This is a genomic window from Skermanella aerolata KACC 11604, assembly GCF_000936425.1.
Classification (GTDB): domain Bacteria; phylum Pseudomonadota; class Alphaproteobacteria; order Azospirillales; family Azospirillaceae; genus Skermanella; species Skermanella aerolata.
This window is the reverse complement of record NZ_AVFK01000021.1, coordinates 95,888-118,613: the sequence shown is the minus strand read 5'-3', so window position 1 is coordinate 118,613 and position 22,726 is coordinate 95,888. Positions and strand designations below refer to the sequence as shown.

Below are 22,726 nucleotides of genomic sequence, written 5' to 3'. Positions count from 1 at the left end.
ATGGAAGGGCCGGATTATCCGGCCTCTTGATGATGAGACTATCCATTAAAAACACCGTTCTGTTAATTCGCCAAGTTATGCATATATAAGTGCGTCCTAGTATATAATCGGGAGAAGTTTCATGGACCGGATCAGCGCGCTGGCTGCCTTCGTGCGGACCGTGGAACTGGGCAGCCAGGCTGCCGCGTCGGACGATCTGGGCATCTCCCGCGCGATGATCGGCCGCCACATCCAACAGCTTGAGGATCGCTTGGGCGTCCGCCTGCTCAACCGCACCACCCGCAAGCAGAGCCTCACGGAGGCCGGTTTGGCGTTTTTCGAGAAGTGCTCCGCCATCCTGGAGCAATTGACCGAAGCCGAGCGGGCCGCGACCGAACTTCAGGCGGAACCGCGCGGCACCTTGCGGGTCAACGGTCCGATGAGTTTCGGCAACCAGCATCTGGCGACGGCGCTGGCCGCCTATTGCGAACGCCACCCGCAGGTGAAGATCGATCTGGTGCTTAATGACCGTCAGGTCGATCTGGTGGAGGAAGGCTACGACGTCGCCATCAGGATCGCCCGGCTGACCGACAGCAGTTTGATCGCCCGCCGGCTGGCACCCATTCGGATCGCACTCTGCGCGTCGCCGGACTATCTCCAGCGTCATGGCACCCCCAAGATCCCCGCGGACCTCAGCAGCCATAACTGCCTGCTCTACGTCTATGCCCCCGCCCCGCTCGACTGGGTGTTGGTCGGCCCCGACGGCGGTGAAGTCTCCGTGCGCGTCAGCGGGACGATGACCGCGAACAACGGCCATGCCCTGATGGCGGCGGCCATCGCCGGCCAGGGGATCATACGGCAGCCTACCTTCATCGTCGGCGATGCCCTGCGCGCGGGCGAACTGGTCGAGGTGCTGCCGGAATACGCGATGCATGCCCCGACCGCCTATGCCGTCTATCCGCACGCCCGCAACCTGTCGCCCAAGGTGCGCAGTTTCGTCGATTTCCTGGCCGATTACTTCAAGGGCACGCCGTCCTGGGACGCCGGGCTGCCGACGACCGGTTAAGACAAAATTGAAGGGCAATCGCCACTCAGTCTCACGTTAACAGCTTGATAACCAAACCGGCGCTCTCTGGGATCATCTCACCAGCGGAGACGTCCGATGCTCATGCGACTGGCCCGGATCTGCGGAACAGCAGCACTCCTTCTCGCCGACCTACCGTCCTCCTTCGCCGGTGCCCTGACACTGACGATACCCCCGGGAGCGGAACCGGAGGTCGTCTTCGACCATGCACGGGACGCCTGCGAAAAGTTCGACGTGCCCGACGTGCCGGTGCGCGCCTTCCGGGTGGCCGATGGTTCGATCCGCCTGATCGCAAGCCACTGGACCAACCGGGCAATGGCCGGCGCCACCCTGGACAGCCTGCGCCATCCCTGCGACATCGTCTTCGAGGGAGCCGGCAACGACGATCCCAGCGCCTTCGACGACCGGGGGTGGATCGTCAGCACCTATACGCTGGACGGCAAGACCGTCCATGCCCTAGTCCACAACGAGTTCCACGGCCATAAGCGCCCTGCCCTGTGTCCCTCCGGCCAATACATGGACTGCTGGTACAATACGATCACCTACGCCGTCTCGACCGACGGCGGCCGGAGTTTCAAGGCTCCCCCCGGACCGGAGCGTTTCGTCGCCGGCGTGCCCTACCGCTACGATCCGACACGCGGCAAACGCAGCGGACTGTTCAACCCGTCCAACATCGTCAGGCGCGGCGACTACTTCTATACGATGATGACGGCGGCGCCGCAGGGCGGCCAGCGTGCCGGCGTCTGCCTGATGCGGACCGACCGCCTTGACGATCCGGCACGCTGGCGCGGCTGGGACGGCCGGGATTTCACCGTTGGGTTCGTCGATCCCTACCACGCTTCGGGGGCCGCCGCGGACAGGGCCGCCACCTGTACGCCAATCCCCGGCCTGACACGCCTGATGGCGAGCCTGAGTCTCCATCGCCCCTCCGGTCTCTATATCGGCCTGTTCACCCATCGCGGAAAGACAGGTCCCGGAACCGATCCGGTCGATGGCGTCTATTATGCGACCAGTCCCGACCTGATCTCCTGGACGGCACCGAGCCTGCTGTTCCCGACCCCGACCACCCTGGACAAGGGCTGCGATACGCTGCCGGTGGTCTATCCGTCCCTGATCGATCCGGACAGCCCATCCCGGAACTTCGAGGATACCGATGACGACGCCTACATCTACATGACGCGGATCACCATGGAAGGCTGCAAGACTGGCTGGACGCGCAATCTAGTTCGGTTGAAGGTGCGTATCTCTCCCTGAACTGAACATACAAACGGAGTCGCAGCGAGCCGAGTACGCAGGCCGACAGCACAAAACAGGACCATAAAAACAAATAAAGAACCTTCGTGAGTATGCAGATACTTACTTCAACCAATGATACAATTCTCTGTTTCGATTTGAAATTTACTGTAAGCACCCGGACATGATTCTTAAAATAGAATACTAACTAAACAAATAATACTGTCGCACCCATGTTCATGAAATTGCCTTCGTGTGAATACGAACGTATTTTGCGGTGAATCATCACCATGGGTTTTCTCATGAAACTTGCGTCTGCGAGGACCATAAATCCGTCCGATATTTTTATCGAACGCTGGAGAGACTCCGGCGCGGCGGAACGGGCGAACTGCCAACCCTTTCTGCTGGAACTCTGCGATCTCATCGGTGTCGCACGCCCCGACCCGACCCGTAACGACGATCGGCTCAACCTGTATGTCTTCGAACGCACCGTGATCTATCCGCGTGCCTATGGCGCGGTCAGCACCGGCCGCATCGATCTCTACAAGCGCGGATGCTTTGTCCTGGAAGCCAAGCAGGGATGCGATCACCCGCCCGCCGCCGCTCCATCCACGACGCGGACGAGGAGGGGCATGGCCGTGCGGGGCGGAGCGCATTGGGAACGGACCATGCGCGAAGCGTGCATCCAGGCGCAGACCTATGCCCGCGCCCTGCCCCCATGGGAAGGCTGGCCGCCTTTCCTGATCATAGTCGATGTCGGCCACTCGATCGAACTGTTCGCCGACTTCACCCTGAGCGGTACGCGCTACGGTCCTTTTCCCGATGCCTCGAGCAGCAGAATCCTGCTCGAAGATCTCGCACGGCCCGAAATCCGCGCGCGGCTTGCCAAGGTCTGGACGACGCCGCTCGACCTCGATCCGGAGCGGGCGCCCGACAGCGAAGTCTCCCCGCTCCCCAGGCTTGCCGCCAGACAGCGCGCCAAGCGGGCGACCGCACTCGAAGCCGGCAGCTGTCAGCGCGCGCTCTGAAAACTGTCGAAGTGCAGGCGGGAGGCGAAGACGACCGCCTGGGTGCGGCTATAGACCTTCAGCTTCTGGAGGATCGCGGAAACATGCGCCTTGACCGTCGTCTCGGCGATGTTGAGTTCGAACGCGATTTCCTTGTTCAGCTTGCCGGTGCCGAGCATTTCCAGGACCCGAAGCTGCTGGGCGGTCAGCGTCGCGATGCGGCGCGCGATCTCCGCATCCTCGTCGCGGCTGTCGGCCCCGGTCGCCGCGTCGTCCTTCGCCATGTTGGGCGGGATGTAGACGTTGCCGGCGATGACGCTGCGCAACGCCTCGGCGATGCCTTCGCGTGGGGTGGATTTGGGGATGAAGCCGATGGCGCCGTAATCCAATGCCTGATGGACCAGCTTGGCGTCCTCATGGGCGGATACGATCACGACGGGCAGAGCCGGAAACTGGGCGCGGAGGCTCAGCAACCCACTGAAGCCGTTGACGCCGGGCATCGACAGGTCGAGCAGCGCCAGATCGAAATCGCCATGGCTGCGAATCGCGGCGATCGCCTCATCGAGGTTCGATGCTTCGACCGGATTGCTTCCCTCGACGGAAACCGCAAGCGCGGTCTTGAGGGCGTCCCTGAAGAGCGGATGATCATCCGCAATCAAAACCTTGCACATGGCGGTTATTTGCGCTCGTTGTAGCGGCGTTTCCCGGACGGGAGTGTGCGTCGGGTTCCGTTTCGATGCAAGATCGAACTCGTCACAAAAGCAGGGTTCCGACAGGGGAACGGGGCCGGCGGTGACCGGCCCCGAGTTTTTCTTGAAGTTGCCGGGCAAGAAACGAACCCGGCCGCCAGCGTTCAGGTCTTGGGCAGCTTGAAGGTCCAGAGCATGCCGCCCTGGTTGATGTCCTTGACCTTCTTGGCGACCTCGCCACCCCACAGCGGGACGGCGCCGCCCCAGCCGGAAACGACCGAGACATACTGCTCGCCGTCCATCTCCCAGGTGACGGGGCACCCGACGATGCCCGAGCCGGTGTTGAACTTCCAAAGCTCGGCGCCCGTCTTGGCGTCGAAGGCCTTCAGGTAGCCCTCGGGAGTGCCGGTGAAGACGAGATTGCCGGCGGTGGTCAGCACGCCGCCCCAGAGCGGAGCGGGGTTCTTGTATTCCCAAACGATCTTGCCGGTCTTCGGATCGATCGCGCGAAGGGCGCCGATATAGTCCTCGAACAGCGGCTTGATGGTGAAGCCGGCGCCGAGATAGGCGGCACCCTTCTTGTAGGTGATCGCCTCGTTCCAGATGTCCATGCCCCACTCGTTGGCCGGGACGTAGAACAGCTCGGTATCGGGGCTGTATGCCATCGGCATCCAGTTCTTGCCGCCGAGGAAGCTGGGAGCCGCGAAGATCGGCTTGCCCTGGCCGGCGGAGGCGCCGCCGCCGTCGACCGGGTTGGGCGGACGCTTGTCCTCGTTGTAGATCGGCTTCCCGGTGTTGAGGTCGAAGCCCTTGGCCCAGGACGTTTCGGTGACGAACGGGGTGGCGTTCAGCAGCTTGCCGTTGGTCCGGTCGATCACGAAGAAGAAGCCGTTGCGGTCGGCCTTGGCGCCCGCCTTGATGACCTTGCCTTCCTTCTTCAGGTCGAACGAGATGAACTCGTTGACGCCGTCGAAATCCCAGCCGTCATGCGGCGTGGTCTGGAAGTGCCACTTGATCTCGCCGTTGTCCGGATTGATCGCCAGTGTGGACGAGGTGTAGAGATTGTCGCCGGGACGCAGGTGGCTGTTCCACGGGGCCGGGTTGCCGGTGCCGAAGAAGAGCGACTTGGTTTCGGGATCGTAGGTGCCGCCGAGCCAGGTGGCGCCGCCGCCGGTCTGCCAAAGATCGCCCGTCCACGTGGCGTTCTTGACGCCCGTCATCGTGCTTTCCTTGCCGTTCAGCGTGCCCATGTTGCCTTCGACCGTCGGGCGGCTCCAGATCAGCTCGCCGCTCTCGGCATCGCGCGCCTCGACGGCGCCGACCACGCCGAACTCACCGCCGGAATTGCCGGTGATGATCTTGCCGTCGACGATCAGCGGGGCGGCGGTCATGGAATAGCCGGCCTGATAGTCGGCGACCTTCTTGTTCCAGACGACCTTGCCGGTGTCCTTGTTGAGCGCCACGAGGCGGGCGTCGAGCGTGCCGAAATAGATCTTGTCGCCCCGGATGGCGGCGCCCCGGTTCACCACGTCGCAGCACGGCATGATGCCTTCGGGAAGGCGGGCGTCGTATTGCCACTTCTTGTCGCCGGTGCGGGCATCGATCGCGAAGAGGCGGGAATAGGAGCCGGTCACGTAGATCGTGCCGTCATGGACGATGGGCTGGGATTCCTGGCCGCGCTGCTTTTCGCCGCCGAACGAGAACGCCCATACCGGCGCCAGCTTCTTGACCGTGTCGGGATTGACCGCCTTCAGGGTGCTGTGGCGCTGGCCTTGGGTGCCCATGCCGTAGGTCAGGATATCGCCTGGGGTTTCGGCATCCTTCAGGATGTCCTGGTCGGTCGGGCCGCCGGCCGCCTGGGCGGCGCCACCCGGCGCTGCGACCGCTAACCCGCCCGCGACAGCGCCCACAACGGCGATTTTCGCAAAAGTACGCTTCATTCAGCAGCCTCCCTCAAAATCTGGCCAAGCGTGGCGCCGGTTCGCCGATGCTGGTTTTGTTTCATGCTCGCCGTCGAAGAGCCGGCAGGCCCCACGGTTTGATTTGGTAATGACAAATCTTCCCGACCGGACCGCCTGTTTTTCCTTAACGAAGGTGAGCTTAACTCCGCCACCAAATCAAGCAATTGGCAAAAAGTACAATGCTTCGGCGAAGGTTTTCTTAGACAACGCAAGAACTCCCGCTGGCCTGTGGCCGCAGGATTACTGGGATATTCGTTTCATCAGTTAATTTTTATCAAGACAGACTGTTCTATTTTTGGATATAGATGGGCAACCGAGCGGATGAACTCCTCCTGGACGACGGCAAGCGACGAAAAACGGGGAGGTATGCCGAGCGCCATGGCCTCCGTCATGTCCAGACCGCCCTCCGCCGCCCGGCTAAGCGCCGCAGTCAGCCAGTCCAGGTAGTCGCGGGTCTGCGATATGGCGGAACCATCGGAACGGACGGTGCCGTGGTTGGGAACCAGGACCGCCACGTCCAGCGCGGCCAGCACGTCCAGCGACTCCAACCAGCGCGGAATGTCGGCGTGCGGCGTGGTCGGCGCCCGGTCGGAAAACACCAGTCCGCCGGCGAACAGCACCCGCGTCGTCTCGTCGTAGATTGCGAGATCCGCCGGGGTATGACCGGACAGGGAGATCAGCCGCAGGCGGTGACCGCCATACACTTGCGTCGCCGGCAGCACCGCTTCGGTCGGGACCACCGCATCCGTGCCGCGCATCCAGTCGCCGACCAAGCGGTACATGTTCTCCGTCACGGCGCGCCCTTCGACGCGAATGCCGTCGATCGTTCCCGGCAGCGCCGCGATCGGGACATCCGCGAAAGCCTGCGATCCCAGGAAGTAGTCGGGATGCTGGTTGCTGACGAAGACTTTCAGGATCGGCTTGCCGGTCACCTTCGCGATGGCGGCCCGCATCTCCTCCCCATAGCGGAGGGACGGCCCGGTCTGGATCACGATCACGCCCTCATCCGTCACGATGAAGCCGGAATTCAGGATATTGCCGCCGTTCTCTTGAGTGAAGTGCTCGACGGCACCCTCGAAGACATAGGTGTCCAGCGCAATCCGGCGCGGTTCCAGGCGATATGTCGGACCGGCGGCCCAGCCCGGCAGCGTCCAAGCGACGCAGAGCACGATAGTGAGGATAAGCCTCATGGCAGCGCGCTCTGCCGCCAGGACAATGGGATGTCGGCCAGGACGGGCGTGCCGTTGTTGTCCCTCCCGGTCAGGCAGAGCGACCTGGACCCGGCCGAGGGAGAAACCTCCAGCGTGAATACGGGGTTTTCCGAAACCGGCTCGAACAAGTCGATCTGTCCAAGATCGCGCGCGTCGCCGTCCCGGACTGCCAGGCTTTCCAGATAGAAGGCGGGAATGCCCGGCGCCAGACCGGTATCCATCGGATGCCGGACGCGGAAACGGACCCGAACGCCGCCATCGGCGGCCGGCGCCCAGGCGCGCGCCTGAACCTCGCCCAGGTGGCGCTCCCACTGCGGATCGCTATGGGCCAGGGCCGGCGAGGTGCAGCCGCCCCCCGCGGCATCGACGAAGACTCCACCGACATGCCAGACGCCGTCACGGGTGCGGGCGGCGGCGCGGATAGGCGTCGCCTGCTGAAGCTTAAGCCGGAAGCCGATCAGCGGCTTGGCGCCGGCCGGACGATAGTTCAGGATTCGCGGGATCGGATTCATGTCGGCGAAGACGACGATCTCCTCGACCTCGTCCTCGGCGTCGAGGCCCGAGGCATCGACCATCACCGGCACGTTCAAGGCATCCTCGGCATTGGCAGGGGCCGTGACCCGGACACGCTGGTCGAACACCACGTCACCGCCGCCCAGGATCACCGCCCGCATGTCGTCCCACATCACCGATCGAAGCGGGTCCTGATCTGCAATAGCTGGAGCCGCGGATACGGCCATGACAAATAGTAATCCAGCGATCCTGATCACTCGAAGCCTCCCCTGGAAGCGATTTTCTTTTGCCAGCGTTCGATGTCGGGCTGAAGAGGCCCGACCTACGCGAGCGTGCTTTTGCCCGAACGAGTTTTGTAGGCCGGGCCTCTTCAGCCCGACCTTTCTGCGGAACTCACCGACCAAACCTCAATGCCAATAGCATTATTCCGCCGGAGCGCTGTGCGTCAGCCCGTGCCGGTCGTAAATTGCCTTGACGGTACCACCGTCCAGCAGTTCGGTCACGACAGCGCCGACGCGATAGGCAAGATCGTGGCCGTCCTGCTTGACCGCCATGCCGATCTTCCATTCCGACGGGTTGAGATTGGGCGCCGCCATCCTGCCGATCGGGAACTTGGCCTTGTCAGGCCCCAGCGCGCCTTCCAGCTGGCTGAGCGGAGCGAACACCGCCGCGACCTCGCCAGCCCGCAACCCGTCCGCCGCCTGATCCACCGTGCCGTAGTGGACGATGTTCTCGCGTAGCCGTCCTCCGAATGCCCCCGACAGGAAGAAGTCGGGCACTGTATCCAGTTCGACCCCGACCTTCTCGGTCTGGAAAACCGGGAAACCCGCGGTCTCGGAGATCCGGGACGGATCGCGGGCGACGGCGAAGGTTTCCCGCTGATAGGCACCGAAGATCACGACCAGATCGTTGCGCTGGGCGAAGTCCCGGTTGACCGGGACATGCATCATGACATCCGCCACGCCGCCGCCGAGGATTGAGCCTTTCCAGACGGCGTTCCGCAGGTCGTCGTCCATGTTCTCGTCGGCCGTCAACTCCATGAACTCGACCCCGAGCCCCATCTTGCCGGCGATCGCCTTGGCGAGATCGACGTCGGCGCCCTCAAGGCTGCCGCCGACGCGGTGCGAGAACGGCGGGAAGTCGCGGTAGACCGCGAACCGCAGGACGCCACGCTCCGTCACCGTATCCAGCGACGCGGCGAATCCTGGAAGAGCGGACGTCACGGTGAGGCCGACGGCCAGGAACAGGCGCTTGAGCATGCCCCCGTTTATTGCTTGGGCGCTCATTGCTCGGCGACGGTCTCGAGCCATGAACGGATGGTCCATAGGGCTTCCTGCCCCAGCGCTTCGTCGAATTTAGGCATGTAGGTAATGCCGTTGCGGATGGCGCCGTTGCGCACGCGCTCCTTGAACCATTCGTCGCCGCCGTCACCCGGCTCCAGGAAGCGCAGGTCGGGAGCGATGCCTCCGGAGACCGCGCCGAGGCCGTGGCAGCGGGCGCAGTTCTGATTGAAGGCCGATTTTCCGATCTCGATCGCCCGTTCGTTGCCCCGGTAAGGATTGCTCTCCTTCCAGTCCTTGCCCAGCGGTTCCAGCCCGGTGGTATCGACTGCCTGGGGAGTGACGTCGCCATGAGCGAAAGCCGGGGCCGGGAAGATGCCGGACGATACTGCGGCAATCCCGCCGACGATGAGGGCGGCGGCGGAAAGTCGGAGAAACCGAGCATTCATGGGCAAGTTCCTTTTGCAAACAGCGTTGATCGCTTCTTTGCGCCGGATAATATCCATGCCTCGCCTTCGCTCTAATTGGACTATGGTAGCAGCCTGCTTCACCAGGATTGGCTTAAGCAAATGAAAGCAAAGACTTTTTCCTGAAAATACCAGTTCCGGCGGAGCATGGTTCCAAAGTCTAATGCATGGCCGGGCATCGGTCCCGATACCTTCGATACCGTAATGGGGAAACAATTCACCGGTACGGTCAGGGGAGAAACACCGATATGGCAATGCGGATGCTGCCGGCAGCGATCATCGTTTTGGCACTCACGACTCCTGCAGCGGGCCAGACCGTGTTCGTCTCCAACGAGAAGGACAACTCGCTGAGCGTCATCGACGCCCAGACGCTCAAGGTCACCAAGACCATCAAGGTCGGCAAGCGCCCGCGCGGCATCACCCTGAATGCCGACGGCTCGCTGCTCTATATCTGCGCCAGCGACGACGACACGGTCCAGGTGATGGACACGGCGACGGGCAAGATCCTCAACAACCTTCCTTCCGGCGAGGACCCCGAGCAGTTCGCCCTTCACCCGGACGGCAGTCACCTGTTCATCGCCAACGAGGACAGCAACGTGGTGACCGTGGTCGATGTCCCGGCCCGCAAGGTCGCCTATCAGATCGATGTCGGTGTGGAGCCGGAAGGCATGGCCGTCAGTCCCGACGGCACCTGGGCGGTCAATACGTCGGAAACCACCAACATGGTACACTGGATCGACACCGCCAAGCGGGTGCTGGTCGACAATACGCTGGTGGACAGCAGGCCGCGCCACGCGGAGTTCGACAAGGCGGGCAAGAAGCTTTGGGTTTCGGCGGAGATCGGCGGCACCGTCTCGATCATCGACACGGCAACCCACAAGGTCGAGCGCACGATCCAGTTCAATATCAAGGGCATTGCCAGGGACAAGATCCAGCCGGTCGGCGTCAAGCTGAGCGACGACGGCCGCTACGCCTTCGTGGCGCTGGGTCCCGCCAACCATGTGGCTGTAATCAATGCCCAAACCTTCGAGGTCGAGAAATACCTTCTGGTCGGCCGCCGGGTATGGCATCTGGAATTCACACCGGACCAGAAGCGCCTGTTCACGTCCAACGGCGTCAGCAACGACGTATCGGTGATCGATATCGACACGATGACCGTGATAAAGTCGATCCCGGTCGGCCGGTATCCCTGGGGCATCGCCATAAAGGGATAAGCTAGCCGGTCGACGGAAAGGGCTCGCCAGACAGCCCTCGAATATGACGCGGCGGGAAACGCAAGGGATAGATGACCGAATCGGCATTGGAAATCGACGGGCTGAGCTACGGTTACGGCCGTGGCTTCGCCATTGAGGACATCTCGTTCCGGATCGGCCAGGGGGAGTTCACCGCTCTGCTCGGCCCCAACGGAGCCGGCAAGACGACGCTGTTCTCGCTGATCACGCGGCTGTTCGAGGCTCCGCGCGGCAAGATCAGCGTTTGCGGGATCAACCTGCGGGAGCGCCCGACAAAGGCGCTGGCCCATATGGGCGTCGTGTTCCAGCAGCCGACGCTGGACCTGGACCTGACCGTCCGCCAGAACCTGCACTACTTCGCCTCCCTCCACGGCATCGGCCGGCGCGACGCCGCCGACCGGATCGACGAGGCGCTGGAACGGCTCGACATGGGCGAGCGCGACAAGGAGAAGGTCCGTCAGCTGAACGGCGGCCACCGCCGCCGGGTGGAACTGGCGCGCGCTCTCCTCCACCGCCCCGACCTCCTGGTGCTGGACGAGCCGACCGTCGGCCTGGACGTTCCCGCCCGGCGCGGCATCGTCGAGCATGTCCATGACCTGTGCCGCACCCAGGGCATGGCGGTGCTATGGGCGACGCACCTGATCGACGAGGTCTATCCCGACGACCGCGTGGTCGTTATCCACAAGGGCCACATCCTGGCCGACGGCAGCGTGGCGGAGGTCAACCAGAACAACTCGTCCGCCAACCTGACGCAGACCTTCCACCGGCTGATCAACCAGGTGGCGGCATGAGCGCCCTTCACTACGGCCGTGCGCTCAACGGCATCGTGACGCGCGAGGTGCTGCGCTTCCTGCATCAGCGGGAACGCTTCCTGGCGGCGCTGGTGCGCCCCCTGGTCTGGCTACTGGTGTTCGCGGCGGGCTTCCGGGCCGCACTCGGCGTCTCGATCATCCCGCCCTACGAGACCTACATCACCTACGAGACCTACATCATTCCCGGACTGGTCGGGATGATCCAGCTCTTCAACGGCATGCAAAGCTCGCTCTCGATGGTCTACGACCGGGAGATGGGCAGCATGCGGACACTGCTGGTCAGTCCCCTGCCCCGCTGGTTCCTGCTGACGTCCAAGCTGCTGGCGGGAACGGCCGTGTCGATCCTCCAGGTCTATGCCTTCCTGCTGATAGCGCTCGCCTTCGGGATCGACCTGCCGCCGGTAGGATTCCTGACGGTGCTGCCGGCATTGGTCCTGAGCGGCCTGATGCTGGGGGCCGTAGGCATGCTGCTGTCGTCCACGATCCGCCAGCTCGAGAACTTCGCGGGCGTCATGAACTTCGTCATATTCCCGACCTTCTTCCTGTCGTCGGCGCTCTATCCGCTGTGGAAGATGCAGGAATCCAGCGTCCTGCTGTTCCAGATCTGCTCGGTCAACCCGTTCACCCACGCGGTCGAGCTGATTCGCTTCGCGCTCTACGCGGAAGTGAACTGGGAATCGCTGGGCTGGACCGCGCTGGCGCTGGCCGTGTTCCTGGGGGCCGCCGTCTACGGCTACAATCCGGCGCGCGGGTTCATGCCAAGAAAGGCTCAGGCCGAGTGACGGTGCAACAATCGGTGACTTTATAGGTAAATCGTTCGGCTAGAGATTGCCCGATCCGCCAACAAGGTCTAAACCTTTGGCCGGTATCCTGCCAGCCGACCTTGTCGCCGACGCCCTTGTCTTGGACAGCTCTCTTCCGGACCCCAGTTGATGACTTCGAGCCCGAACGCGCCGACCCGTATCAGCCCGACCCACACGATCGCCATCTACAATCACAAGGGCGGCGTGGGCAAGACGACGGTATCGCTCAACCTGTCGGTATGTCTGGCTGCGGCCGGATATCGCTGCCTGCTGGTCGATATCGATCCGCAGCAGAGCAGCACCACCGTCCTGTCGCGTACCGGTGCGTCGCCAAACCTTGTGGACGTCATCCGAAAGCAGGCGGTGATCGAGGACGCGCTGCACGAAACGGTCGTCCAGAACCTGTGGATCATCCCGTCGACGCGGGCGCTCACGCTGCTGGAAACCGGCCTGGACGACCGCGTCCGGCCCAACCACGGCCTGAAGCGCTACCTGACCTTCTCGGAGGACCGCTTCGACTTCGTCGTGATCGACTGCCCTCCCGCGATGGGCCTGCTCTCGCTGAGCGCCCTGATCGCGGCGGACAGCGTTCTGATCCCGACGACATCGGGTGCCTTCTCGATCCAGGGCGTGCAGCGGACCGTGGAAACGGTCAACGCGTTGCGCGGCGGCCTCAGCCCCGGACTGGTGGTCAACGGCATCCTGGTTTCGCTGTTCGAGGGAACGCGGCGCGACCAGCAGACCTTGAAGGACCTGGGCAGCCAGTTCTCCGGGCTGACCTACCGCAACAGAATCCGGTTCGATCCGGAGATCCTGAAGGCGGAAGTCAAGCGCGCTCCTTCCACCCTGTTCAACCGCGCCACCCATTCAACGCAGGACTATATCTTCCTGACCGCCGAACTGCTGGGCCGGATCCATCGCCAGCGCCGGTTGCCCGACGCCGATTTCTCCTTCGACGCGGTGACGCAGACGATAACGGAGACATTGGGAAAACCGGAGTTCACCTCCGTGGCCGTCGATCCCGACGCGGATACGACAGGCATCGGAAACGGCAAACCCGGCGCGGGGCTCGACGGCGAGCCGGACGCTTCCGACCGCAAGCCGGCCGGCAGCAAACGTCAGCTCGCCATGGCAGCGGTGATCTTCCTGGCGGGAATGCTGTGCGGCGGTTCGCTCGCCACTTGGCTGGGGCCGACGGCGCTGACGCTCTTCCAGACCGCCGCCAACGTTAACTGAGGGGCACCTCGAAGGCGCCCGAAGACAAGTGCCGTCTCAGGCTGCGGTGCGCGCGCCGTTGGCCGGATTGGGGAGACGAACCTGAGCAGCGCCGCCGTTCTGGACGATGCGAGCGACGGCGCGCTTCCACATGCGGTCCAGAAGGGTCATGTCTTCAGGCTTGTCGCTGGGCTTGTTGTACTTGTCACCGCAAAGAGAGAGGATGACCATTGTATTTGTCCTTAGAAACTTAGGAAGCTCGTTGAAAGCCGGCAACTCCGTTCCGGTAGCTGCCGATACACAAGATAAGCATCCTCAGCATTCTCGGCATCCGCATTTGCTGCAACGCAGCATCGCGGCGGATGTATGACGCCGTTAACCAACCGTTGACCCAATGGCTACCAACCGACGGAATCTTCTTTCACCTCCATGGGGGGTACCCTGTCGATATAGCCCTGACTGAGACGCTGACCTAATTCCCAAGTTGTGTGTTTCATTCTAAAGGACATGCGCACCGCCCTCGGTAAGGGTTCGGTGCGTATCGACATGCCGGAGGAACAGGAATGCTCGAAACTATGCAGGACGTGATCGAACTCGCGACCGCGCCGGACGCTCGCGAACGGCTGGTTCGCCGCTTCATGCGGGTACGCGGTCGTACCGTCGGGCTGGTGGCGCCGCTGACCCCCGAAGACCAAATGATCCAGTCGATGCCGGATGTCAGCCCGTCCAAATGGCATCTGGCACATACCACGTGGTTCTTCGAAATCTTCGTTCTCTCACGCTACGCGCCAGGCTACACGGCCTTCGACGAACGCTACGGCTACCTGTTCAACTCCTACTACAACAAGCTGGGCAACCGGCATCCGAGACCGCAGCGCGGCATGCTTTCCCGGCCGAGCTGGGACGAAGTCCAGCGCTACCGCGACCACGTCAACGCCGCCTGCCTCCGCCTGATACGCCAGATCCCGGATGACGGCCTGACCGAGCTTACCGATGTCATCATCCTGGGGCTCAACCACGAACAGCAGCACCAGGAACTGATCGTCACCGATATCAAGCATGTGCTGTGGTCCAACCCGCTGATGCCGGCCTACCATGCGCACGCCAATTCGCCGGTTCCGACCACGGCGCCGCAGAAGTGGTTCGAACACAGGGGCGGACTGGTCCAGATCGGCTGCGATCCCAACGATCCGTCGTCCCGCACGCCTTTCTGCTTCGACAGCGAGACGCCGCGCCACGACACCTATGTCCGTCCGTTCCGCCTGGCTGGCCGCCCCGTCACCTGCGGCGAGTATCGGGAGTTCATCGAGTCCGGCGGCTACGACAAGCCCGAATACTGGTTGTCGGACGGCTGGGCCGAGGTCGAGGCCCAGGAATGGCGCGCACCGCTCTACTGGCACAAGCAGCACGGCGAGTGGCTGGTCTACACCCTTGCCGGGGTGAAACCCGTCGTCGATTCGGAGCCCGTCTGCCATGTCAGCTTCTACGAGGCGGCGGCCTACGCCGCCTGGGCCGGCAAGCGCCTGCCCACGGAAGCGGAGTGGGAACTGTTCGGCCGCACCCAGATGGCCGACGGCAATATGCAGGAATGTGGGACCCTGCACCCGGCGTCCTCTCCCTGCGCCGGCCTTGGGCCGTGGCAGATATACGGCGACGTCTGGGAATGGACGGCCAGCCCCTACACCCCCTATCCCGGATACAAGGCGCCTCCCGGAGCGGTCGGCGAGTATAACGGCAAGTTCATGTGCAATCAGATGGTGCTGCGCGGCGGCTCGTGCGCCACGCCGGGCGACCATATCCGGGCGACCTACCGCAACTTCTTCCCGCCCAACGCCCGCTGGCAGTTCTCCGGCATCAGGCTCGCGGAAGATCTTTGACTGAGGTAGTGTGGCGGTCTATCACGTTTGGTTAGAACAACCGGCAGGAATGACCGCCATGACCACCAGCACCACGACGGAGTCCCTGGCGGCCGGACCTTCGCTAGACGACGCGCTGGCCGCCAACCGCGCTTTCTACCACGCCTTCAGCAGCCGCGACCTTGCCACCATGGACAAGATATGGGCGCGCGGCGTGCCCGTCCTGTGCATCCATCCCGGCTGGCCGCCGCTGATGGAGCGCGCGGCCGTCCTGTCCAGCTGGCGCGACATCATGAAGAACCCCGCGTCCCCGAACGCCTACAGCCGCAACGACCGGGCCTTCATCCACGGCAAGACCGCCATCGTCGTCTGCGAGGAAGTGCTGGACGGCGGCGTGCTCGCCGCCACCAACATCTTCATCGAGGAACTGGGGTCATGGCGCCTGATCCACCATCAGGCAAGCCCGATCGCGATCCAGATGGCTGAAGCGGACGTCCCGCCTCCCCGGCATCAGCTTCATTAACTCACGCAGCGTCCCAAGCCGGCGCCCAGCCTGGATTGATCAGGCGGCGGTTGCCGGTGAGGGCGTCGATCTCGGCCCGTTCGGCGTCGGTCAGCTTGAAGTCGAATATCTCGAAGTTGCTTTTAAGGTGCTTCTCGCCGCTGGCCTTGGGGATGGCGACCACGTTGGCCTGGTCGAGCAGCCAGCGCAGCGTTACCTGAACAGCCGACTTGCCATGCGCCTCTCCGATCCTCATCAGCGTCGGGTGAGTCGCGGCCTCACCGCGCGCGATTGGGCTATAGGCGGTCAGGAACATCTCGTGGGACCGCAGGAAATCCAGCACCGGGCGCTGCGACAGGAATGGATGGTATTCGACCTGATCGCATGCCAGATCGACGCCGTGGACTTCGACGGCTTCCTTAAGCAGTGCGACCGTGAAGTTGCTGACGCCGATGTGGCGCGCCTTGCCCTGGGCCTTGACCTCCGCCAGCGCCTTCAGGCTGTCGCCCAGCGGAATCTTGGCGTTGGGCCAGTGGATCAGCAGCAGATCGACATGGTCGGTGCGCAGCTTCGTCAGGCTTTCGTCGACCGAACGCTGCAATTCGCCGGGAGCGATCCGCTCGTACCAGACCTTGGTCGTCAGGAAGATGTCGTCGCGCGCGACGCCTGATCCGGCAAGCGCCACGCCCACCTCTTCCTCGTTGTTATAGGCCTGGGCGGTATCGATGTGACGGTATCCCAGATCGAGCCCGGCCCGGACGACATCGGCGCACTGCGCGCCCGACAACTGCCACGTCCCGAGGCCGAGGACCGGCACCCGCGCGCCCTTGAGGTTCACGTATTCCATAGCTTCGATTCCTTTATTTGCAGGGAGGCGAACACGGTCGTGGTAATTCCGGTTCCGACTCGTCAGCGATCAGCGGCGCAACGTCGCGGTTGAGACCATTTATGAAAAAGGCGATCTATAGTGCCATTGTAACCAGTCAAGATCATTACGGAAGGCTTCCATGACGGCTCCCAGTCGCAAAAGCACGGCAGGCGCCCGTCCAACGCGTGTTATCGCAAGCCGGTCAGGCATTGGAAGCGAGAATCTTGACGGCGGCGACGGCGGGCCGCATGATCCCGGCATGGAAGCACGCGTCCCACGACTGGAAGGGGATATGAGCGAGGTCAAGGGCCTGCTCTATAACCAAGTGCTGCCCCTGCTTCATCGGATCGACGAACGCCTCAACCATACCGCCAGCAAGGCGGATGTCGCCACCAATACCGCTGAGCTTAAGGCGGAGAACGCGCAAACCCGCTCGGACTTGACCCTGTCCATAAACCAGCTTCGGAGTGACGTCTCGACGGAATTCTGGCAATTCAGGGGCGAAGTCTCAAACGAATTCGGTAAGTTCAGGGGTGAAGTCACAAAGCAATTCAGCGAAGTCAGGGCAGAAACTTCGACGGAATACGGCAAGATAAGGGCTGAGATTGCCGAGATCTCAAACAGTATCCAGGCTGACGCCAATCAATCCAGGACCGAAGTTTCAGGAAAGTTTGCCGAGGTGCGAAGCGAGATCGTTGAAGTTCGGATGGAAATGTCCACGCGCCTGATCGGTATCCAGGCAGAACTGGCGGAGCGCCCGACTCGCTCGTATCTGTGGGTGGTCGTTGGCGTCATGGTCGCTACTGTCCTTGCCGCCGCCATCGGGGGCGCTACCCTGGTCGGCATGCTGAAGTAAACTCCCGTCATGGCACTGGACTTCCCCACAGGCGGCATTCGGCGTTTCTGGGTTCTGGGCACGGCACTCCTGCTCGGCGGATGCGCCGCAGCACCTCAGCCGGCTTTGTACGGGGCGCCGCCGATCGGCATGCCGGAGTCGATCGAGGTCATGTTCACGACCGATCCGATCACCGGCAAATCCGAAGGGCCGTTCGATCCGGTCAGCGGCAGACGGGTCGAAACGCATATCGGCGATGACGGTATCCTGAGGGTGGTGATCGATCCCGTGACCGGCATACCGAAGCTTCAGCCCGACAAGCCCAAGGAACCGCCGGCCCGGCCATGAGATACACGCTTCTCCTGATCGCCGCCTTAGCGACCGCCACGGTACCGGCGCTTCGGCACGAAGCGCTGGCCCAGCAGCCGGCAACACCGGCTCCTGCTCCGGCTAAGGGGAAGGATGCCCCGGCGGCGCCTGCCAAGGCGCGGAAGAAGGCTCCGGCGAAGGCCGCCGAAGCCAAACCTCCATCAGCACCCATGCCGGCCCCCACGACGGCCCCGGCCGCGATGCCGCCGCCTCCCGTCGTTGACATCATGCCGATGGACCTGCCGCCGCCAGCGAGCAACGCTCCGCCGGCGCCGACACCGCCCGGCGCCGGATCGATCGCCGTTGGCATTACGCCGGTACATTACGGCGCCCCGACTCCGGGTTCCTCGCGGCTGATCGCCAGCGTTCCGGTACTTCCGCCGAAGCCGGCGCCGATAGTGGGACCTCCGGCGGGCGCACCGGCTTATGCACCGCCGCCGGCTCCGATGATGCCGGCCGTGGCGAAGGTGACGCCGTACACTCCCCCGGTATTCGTTCCGCCCGTCCCGCCAAGGAAGCCTGTTCAAGCCCAGGCCCCGGCAGTGGAAGCCGTGGCGCCGACCGGCTCCCCGTCGATGGCGTTGGGTCTGCCGCCGGTTGCCCAGGCCAATCCCGGCTACACAGCCATCGTCCCGATAACTCCGTTCGGCGCGGCACCGCAGCAGCAGGCGCCGGTCCCGGCCTCCTCCCAGCCGGCGCCCGAACCGATCACCTTCACCGTCCGGCTGCCGACCATCGTCATGCTGGAGCCGAAACCGTGACGCCTCACAAGCTGGTGGAGGCCAGGAGAACTTCGACGGTGCGGCTCTCCTTGCCGCGCAGGAACGTCAGGCGCATGCCGTCGGCCCCTCGGCGCTTCAGGTGCGCGGTCAGAGCCGCGACGCTGTTGACCGGCCGGTCATCGGCATGGGTGATCAGATCGCCGGGCTTCGCCCCCAGGGTCGCGGCGCGTGATCCGGGCATGACCTTCAGCACGCGGATGCCGGGTCTGGCATCTTCCGCCAGGATGCCGAGCGCGGTGGTGCCGGACGCATCCGGTGCCACGTCGGAGACTTTCCGGACGCCGGGTTCGATCAGACGGGCGACCGTGCGCTCCAGAAGGTCGACCGGCACCGCGAACCCGACGTTCGGCTCTCCGGCCGACGGCACGACGAGGGCGGTCGCCATGCCGACCAGACAGCCTCGCGCATCGATCAGCGGTCCGCCGGAATTGCCGGGATTGAGGCTGGCATCGGTCTGGATCGCGTTGTCGATCCGTCTGCCGCCGCCGAGATCGACCGGCCGGTCCAGTCCGCTGATGGTGCCCCGGCTTAGGCTTACCCCCGATCCGTATGGATTGCCGATCGCAAAGACCCTTTGGCCCATGCCCAGCCTGCCGGCGGCCCCATGGCTGACCGGCGGCGCCTCCCTCGTATCGGCCAGGAGCACCGCGACGTCCAGATGCGCCGCGACGGAGATCGTCGAGGGGCGGACGGCACGTCCATCGGAAAAGCGTATGGTAAGCTGCTTGCCCGACCGGATGACGTGTTCGTTGGTCACGACATGGCCGGAGCGGTCCCACAGGAAGCCGGTCCCGACCATCCTGTCGCCGTCCGATGTCGCTTCGATGGTCACGACAGACGGCGCCACCATGTCGAACAGGGCGACGGGGTCGGCGTCCTGCCCCGGCGTGGCACAGACGACGGCAGCCGTGACCGGACCGCTCCAGCATATGCAGGCTCCGAAAGCCGCCCCCAACAATCCGGTGTTCAGTAAGCTGCTCATGGTCGTCTCCGGCAAGGCGCCGTCGGGGACTTTCCCGACGCATGGTTCGCCATACCAATGGCAAGGCCCATGCCATTGGCGGAATACCGTGCATTTTAGAGATATGGACCGATCGGTACCGGCAGGATTTGCCCGATACACTGGGGAACGCGATGCAGAATCTGCCTAAGCCGCTGGTCCTCCTTTGCCTCGTGCTGGCCGTGACGCTGGGTTGGCCTGCCGTCGCTCCCGCCCCGGCGGCGGCCCAGGGCGGTCCCAATCTCGGCAAGCCGCAGACGGGCGAGACGATCCTGAACCGCGACGTCGACGTTCTGGTTTCCGCCAGTGCGGACAGCCGGGTCGTCATGTCGCTGCCCAAGGGCAAGGTGGTCGCGGCATTCGGCACGCCGCGCAGGATGCCGTCTTGGACCCAGATCGGGCTGGGCGGCCGCGACATCGGCTATGTGCCGAGCGACAGCCTGGACAGCATCTTCATCGCTCGTGAAGTCTCCGGAAGGGCCGCCGTCGTCGGACGGCAGCGCTGGACCTTCCCCAACGGCGTCCTGCGCGGCACCCACGTCCTGACCGAGCCGGCCGCCGGGATGGAGATACGCGACGGTAAGAAGCGCGAAGCCAAGTTGGAGCGCGGAGCCGTGCTCGGCCTGCTCGACGTGCAGGACGGCAAGGCGCGCCTGTCGTCCGACAGCATCGCCAGCATCACTCTGCCGCCCGAGCGGCTGGCGCCGATCATCGGCGTCCACGACTACGACTTCTCGGGCAGCGGACCGGCGCGGAACTTCTACGCGGCGCGCATCGGCGACTACCTGACCCCGGTGGAGGCCGAGCACGCCTGGACCGATTTCATCGCGGCGGCCGGACAGCAATACGCTCCCTATACCCGCTTCATCTATCCGGTGATCGGACGCAGCGCCGTAACCTTCGCCCTCGCCTTCGGCCCGCTCGACCGGCAGGGCGTCAACAACATGTGCGTGGCGCTGGCCCAGCGCATGCTGGACTGCTGGGTGGTCGAGGTTCAGGCGTTCTGAAGCGGCATCACAACTCTTCGTAGTGCCGGCTGTGGACGTACTTGTCCACGGCATAGCGGATCAGCACGGCGATGACGGTGGCGCCCGGCAGCGCCAGCAGCGCTCCGACCAATCCGAACAGGCTGCCGCCGACCAGCAGGGCGAAGATGACCCAGACGGGGTGCAGGTTGGTGCGGTTGCCGACCAGGACGGGCTCGAGAACGCTGGTTTCCAGGACGTTGCTGCCGGCATAGATCAGCACGACCAGTGCCGGCTCCAGCCAGCCGTCGAACTGGACCAGCGCCACGGTGATGGCGGCAATGAACATGACGATGTTGCCGACCACCGGCACGAACACCAGCACGCCGGTCAGCACGCCGATCAGGATGCCGAAGTTTAAGCCGACCAGGGTCAGTCCGACCGCGTGGATCACCGCCTGAATCAGCGCGCTCATCGCCATCCCGCGCAAGTATCCGGCCAGCCGGTACGTCATCTCGGACACCAGCTCGAACACGACCTTGCGCGACTGGCGGGGCACCAGCCGCTTCAACTGCCGCACAACCGGGTGCCAGTCGCGCAGCAGGTAGAAGGTCACGACGGGAGTCAGCACCAGCAGCAGCCCGATGTCGAACAGCGTGGCGGCGAAGCCCAGCAGGTCGCCGGCCGATTGCTGAAGCCACTCGCCCGTCCTTTGCGCCATCTGGCGCAGCAGATCCGCGTCCTGAAGCACCTCCGCCCCCGGAACCTGGGCGGTGGCGCCGGTCAGCATGATCCGGGCCTTGGTCAGCAGGTCGGGCAACCGCTCGGCGAATTCGGTCGCCTGCTCCAGCAGAACCGGCAGCAGCAGGGCGAGGCATCCGGCCAGGACGCCGAACGTGACCAGCGTGACCAGCAGGGCCGCCCATCCGCGCCGGATGCCCTTGCGCGCCAGCCAGCCGGCCAGAGGATCGAAGATGAAGGCCATGCCCGCACCCACGATGAACGGCACCAGGGTCCGGCCCAGCAGCACGACCAGGGCGATCCCGGCGGAGATCACCAGCACCCAGATCAGGATGCGCGCCCAGGTCGGGATTCTGGAGCCCGTCTCGTCCGTTATGACGATGTTGTTCACGATGTCCGGCTTCTGGTCCATGTCAGTCCGCCAGCCGCGGGCATCGCCGCAATGGGCACACACTCACAGGCCGCCGCTCCGGCCGCTCCCGTCAAGCGCCTCCAGTGCTGCGCGGGCCAGCCGCGCGTGGGTGAAGGCCGTCGGGTGGACGTGGTCCCAGAACAACCGCCGGTCGGGATCGGAACAGACGCGGCCATTGGTCTGGCAAGGCGTGGTTAGGTCGATGCCGGGCACGCCCAGCACCGCCGGATCGCGAAACACGCGCTCGGTCAGGCTGAAGACGTCGAGCCGGAGTATGCGGACGTCATGGCGCGCCTCGACCCCGTCCAGGGTCTGCTTGAGCGCCTCGTTGAAGCCGGAGGTGGTCCGCGTCGCGACCTGCCCCACCCCGGGGCCGTACTGACGCACCGCCGGCACCTTGGCCAGATCCGGCAGGTTGGCGAACAGGATATGGCGTGCTCCGGCGGAGGCAAGATCGTCGGCGATCGTGCCCAGCGCCCTCACCGCGTTCATCGCCAGCACCACGGGGTCCTGTCCGTAGACGGCGGCCAGAAGGTCGTTGGCGCCGCCGTAGACGATGAAGAGGGACCGTTCGACGGTTTCGCGCTCCGGCTCCTGCCGAAGCCATTCATCGACCTGGGCACGCAAGTTGTAGGGACTTCCCGGTTCATAGGCCCGAGCGCCGCCGACCGCATAGTTGGTGCCGCCGGACGCAACGGGATCAACGCTGAGATTGAAATGACGGGCAATATGTTCAACCCAGACCGGGCCGTTGCTGAAACGCGCTCCCGCGGCGTTTCCGGTATCGGACAGACTGTCGCCGAACACGGTAACGGTGTCGAACCGGGTTTCCTGAGCGTCCGAACTGGCTGGATTGAAGGCTGCACACATAATAAATACCGTAGTGATGATCCAAGAGATCGGACGTGTC

24 protein-coding genes are annotated in these 22,726 nt (G+C 64.0%); 13 read left to right on the top strand and 11 right to left on the bottom strand.

Annotation, left to right across the window (positions count from 1 at the left end; genetic code table 11):
• The first annotated feature begins 121 nt into the window (after positions 1–121).
• From N826_RS23090 to N826_RS23080, 3 genes are all read left to right on the top strand, one after another.
• Positions 122–1,045: a LysR family transcriptional regulator gene (locus N826_RS23090; protein ID WP_044432645.1), complete on the top strand. Its 924-nt coding sequence runs from the start codon at positions 122–124 to the stop codon at positions 1,043–1,045.
• 96 nt (positions 1,046–1,141) lie between these two features.
• On the top strand, positions 1,142–2,317 hold the full coding sequence (locus N826_RS23085) for a glycoside hydrolase family 183 protein (RefSeq protein WP_063772300.1): 1,176 nt from the start codon (positions 1,142–1,144) through the stop codon (positions 2,315–2,317).
• 281 nt (positions 2,318–2,598) lie between these two features.
• Positions 2,599–3,324, top strand: coding sequence for a type IIL restriction-modification enzyme MmeI (locus tag N826_RS23080; protein ID WP_147040540.1), 726 nt, complete (start codon positions 2,599–2,601; stop codon positions 3,322–3,324).
• Here N826_RS23080 and N826_RS23075 read toward each other — a convergent pair.
• From N826_RS23075 to pedF, 6 genes are all read right to left on the bottom strand, one after another.
• Positions 3,309–3,974 (bottom strand): response regulator, encoded by a 666-nt coding sequence (locus N826_RS23075; RefSeq protein WP_186818083.1) that lies wholly within the window; start codon positions 3,972–3,974, stop codon positions 3,309–3,311. The genes N826_RS23080 and N826_RS23075 overlap by 16 nt on opposite strands.
• Positions 3,975–4,156: 182 nt before the next feature.
• Complete coding sequence (locus N826_RS23070) at positions 4,157–5,932, bottom strand: methanol/ethanol family PQQ-dependent dehydrogenase (RefSeq protein ID WP_044432642.1); 1,776 nt, start codon at positions 5,930–5,932, stop codon at positions 4,157–4,159.
• A 281-nt stretch (positions 5,933–6,213) separates the two neighbouring features.
• Positions 6,214–7,143, bottom strand: a complete 930-nt coding sequence (locus N826_RS23065; RefSeq protein ID WP_044432641.1) for a quinoprotein relay system zinc metallohydrolase 1 — start codon at positions 7,141–7,143, stop codon at positions 6,214–6,216.
• Positions 7,140–7,904, bottom strand: a complete 765-nt coding sequence (locus N826_RS23060) for a quinoprotein dehydrogenase-associated SoxYZ-like carrier (protein WP_052831879.1) — start codon at positions 7,902–7,904, stop codon at positions 7,140–7,142. Before N826_RS23060 ends, N826_RS23065 begins: the two co-directional genes overlap by 4 nt.
• A gap of 195 nt (positions 7,905–8,099) precedes the next feature.
• Positions 8,100–8,936, bottom strand: coding sequence for a substrate-binding periplasmic protein (locus N826_RS23055; protein WP_052831876.1), 837 nt, complete (start codon positions 8,934–8,936; stop codon positions 8,100–8,102).
• A gap of 23 nt (positions 8,937–8,959) precedes the next feature.
• Complete coding sequence (gene pedF, locus N826_RS23050; RefSeq protein ID WP_044432639.1) at positions 8,960–9,406, bottom strand: cytochrome c-550 PedF; 447 nt, start codon at positions 9,404–9,406, stop codon at positions 8,960–8,962.
• Positions 9,407–9,672: 266 nt separating this feature from the next.
• Between pedF and N826_RS23045 the strand changes: the two genes are divergently transcribed.
• From N826_RS23045 to N826_RS23030, 4 genes are all read left to right on the top strand, one after another.
• Positions 9,673–10,638 (top strand): YVTN family beta-propeller repeat protein, encoded by a 966-nt coding sequence (locus N826_RS23045; RefSeq protein WP_211099354.1) that lies wholly within the window; start codon positions 9,673–9,675, stop codon positions 10,636–10,638.
• A gap of 71 nt (positions 10,639–10,709) precedes the next feature.
• A complete protein-coding gene (locus N826_RS23040) occupies positions 10,710–11,447 on the top strand; it encodes an ABC transporter ATP-binding protein (protein WP_044432638.1) in 738 nt (245 codons plus the stop codon).
• Entirely contained in the window at positions 11,444–12,250 is an 807-nt protein-coding gene (locus tag N826_RS23035) for an ABC transporter permease (protein ID WP_044432637.1), read from the top strand. Before N826_RS23040 ends, N826_RS23035 begins: the two co-directional genes overlap by 4 nt.
• Before the next feature lie 150 nt (positions 12,251–12,400).
• Complete coding sequence (locus N826_RS23030; protein WP_044432636.1) at positions 12,401–13,507, top strand: ParA family protein; 1,107 nt, start codon at positions 12,401–12,403, stop codon at positions 13,505–13,507.
• 36 nt (positions 13,508–13,543) lie between these two features.
• On the opposite strand, the gene N826_RS43265 is transcribed toward N826_RS23030, so the two are convergent.
• The gene (locus N826_RS43265) at positions 13,544–13,717 is read right to left on the bottom strand and encodes a hypothetical protein (RefSeq protein ID WP_157599359.1); all 174 of its coding nucleotides are present in this window, start codon (positions 13,715–13,717) and stop codon (positions 13,544–13,546) included.
• A gap of 332 nt (positions 13,718–14,049) precedes the next feature.
• On the opposite strand from N826_RS43265, the gene egtB reads away from it, so the two are divergent.
• Both egtB and N826_RS23020 read left to right on the top strand, forming a co-directional pair.
• Positions 14,050–15,363, top strand: a complete 1,314-nt coding sequence (egtB, locus tag N826_RS23025; protein ID WP_084721065.1) for an ergothioneine biosynthesis protein EgtB — start codon at positions 14,050–14,052, stop codon at positions 15,361–15,363.
• A gap of 58 nt (positions 15,364–15,421) precedes the next feature.
• Positions 15,422–15,865 carry a nuclear transport factor 2 family protein gene (locus N826_RS23020; protein ID WP_044432635.1) on the top strand — a complete coding sequence of 148 codons (444 nt, stop codon included), beginning with the start codon at positions 15,422–15,424 and terminating at the stop codon, positions 15,863–15,865.
• A gap of 1 nt (position 15,866) precedes the next feature.
• Here the strand turns inward: N826_RS23020 and N826_RS23015 are convergent, their stop codons facing one another.
• A complete protein-coding gene (locus N826_RS23015; protein ID WP_044432634.1) occupies positions 15,867–16,691 on the bottom strand; it encodes an aldo/keto reductase in 825 nt (274 codons plus the stop codon).
• 160 nt (positions 16,692–16,851) lie between these two features.
• Here N826_RS23015 and N826_RS23010 point away from each other — a divergent pair, with 160 nt between their 5' ends.
• From N826_RS23010 to N826_RS23000, 3 genes are read left to right on the top strand one after another with little or no spacing between them, the layout of a single operon-like run.
• The gene (locus N826_RS23010; protein WP_147040538.1) at positions 16,852–17,568 is read left to right on the top strand and encodes a hypothetical protein; all 717 of its coding nucleotides are present in this window, start codon (positions 16,852–16,854) and stop codon (positions 17,566–17,568) included.
• Positions 17,569–17,577: 9 nt separating this feature from the next.
• Positions 17,578–17,895, top strand: coding sequence for a hypothetical protein (locus tag N826_RS23005; protein WP_044432632.1), 318 nt, complete (start codon positions 17,578–17,580; stop codon positions 17,893–17,895).
• Positions 17,892–18,677, top strand: coding sequence for a hypothetical protein (locus N826_RS23000; RefSeq protein ID WP_044432630.1), 786 nt, complete (start codon positions 17,892–17,894; stop codon positions 18,675–18,677). Before N826_RS23005 ends, N826_RS23000 begins: the two co-directional genes overlap by 4 nt.
• Before the next feature lie 4 nt (positions 18,678–18,681).
• Here N826_RS23000 and N826_RS22995 read toward each other — a convergent pair whose 3' ends face one another.
• A complete protein-coding gene (locus N826_RS22995; protein WP_052831874.1) occupies positions 18,682–19,680 on the bottom strand; it encodes a S1C family serine protease in 999 nt (332 codons plus the stop codon).
• 152 nt (positions 19,681–19,832) lie between these two features.
• Here N826_RS22995 and N826_RS22990 point away from each other — a divergent pair, with 152 nt between their 5' ends.
• Positions 19,833–20,705: a hypothetical protein gene (locus N826_RS22990; protein ID WP_044432628.1), complete on the top strand. Its 873-nt coding sequence runs from the start codon at positions 19,833–19,835 to the stop codon at positions 20,703–20,705.
• 7 nt (positions 20,706–20,712) lie between these two features.
• On the opposite strand, the gene N826_RS22985 is transcribed toward N826_RS22990, so the two are convergent.
• Together N826_RS22985 and N826_RS22980 are read right to left on the bottom strand one after the other, a co-directional pair.
• Complete coding sequence (locus tag N826_RS22985) at positions 20,713–21,816, bottom strand: AI-2E family transporter (RefSeq protein WP_052831872.1); 1,104 nt, start codon at positions 21,814–21,816, stop codon at positions 20,713–20,715.
• A gap of 42 nt (positions 21,817–21,858) precedes the next feature.
• Positions 21,859–22,686, bottom strand: coding sequence for an SGNH/GDSL hydrolase family protein (locus N826_RS22980; protein WP_044432626.1), 828 nt, complete (start codon positions 22,684–22,686; stop codon positions 21,859–21,861).
• Positions 22,687–22,726 lie beyond the last annotated feature (40 nt).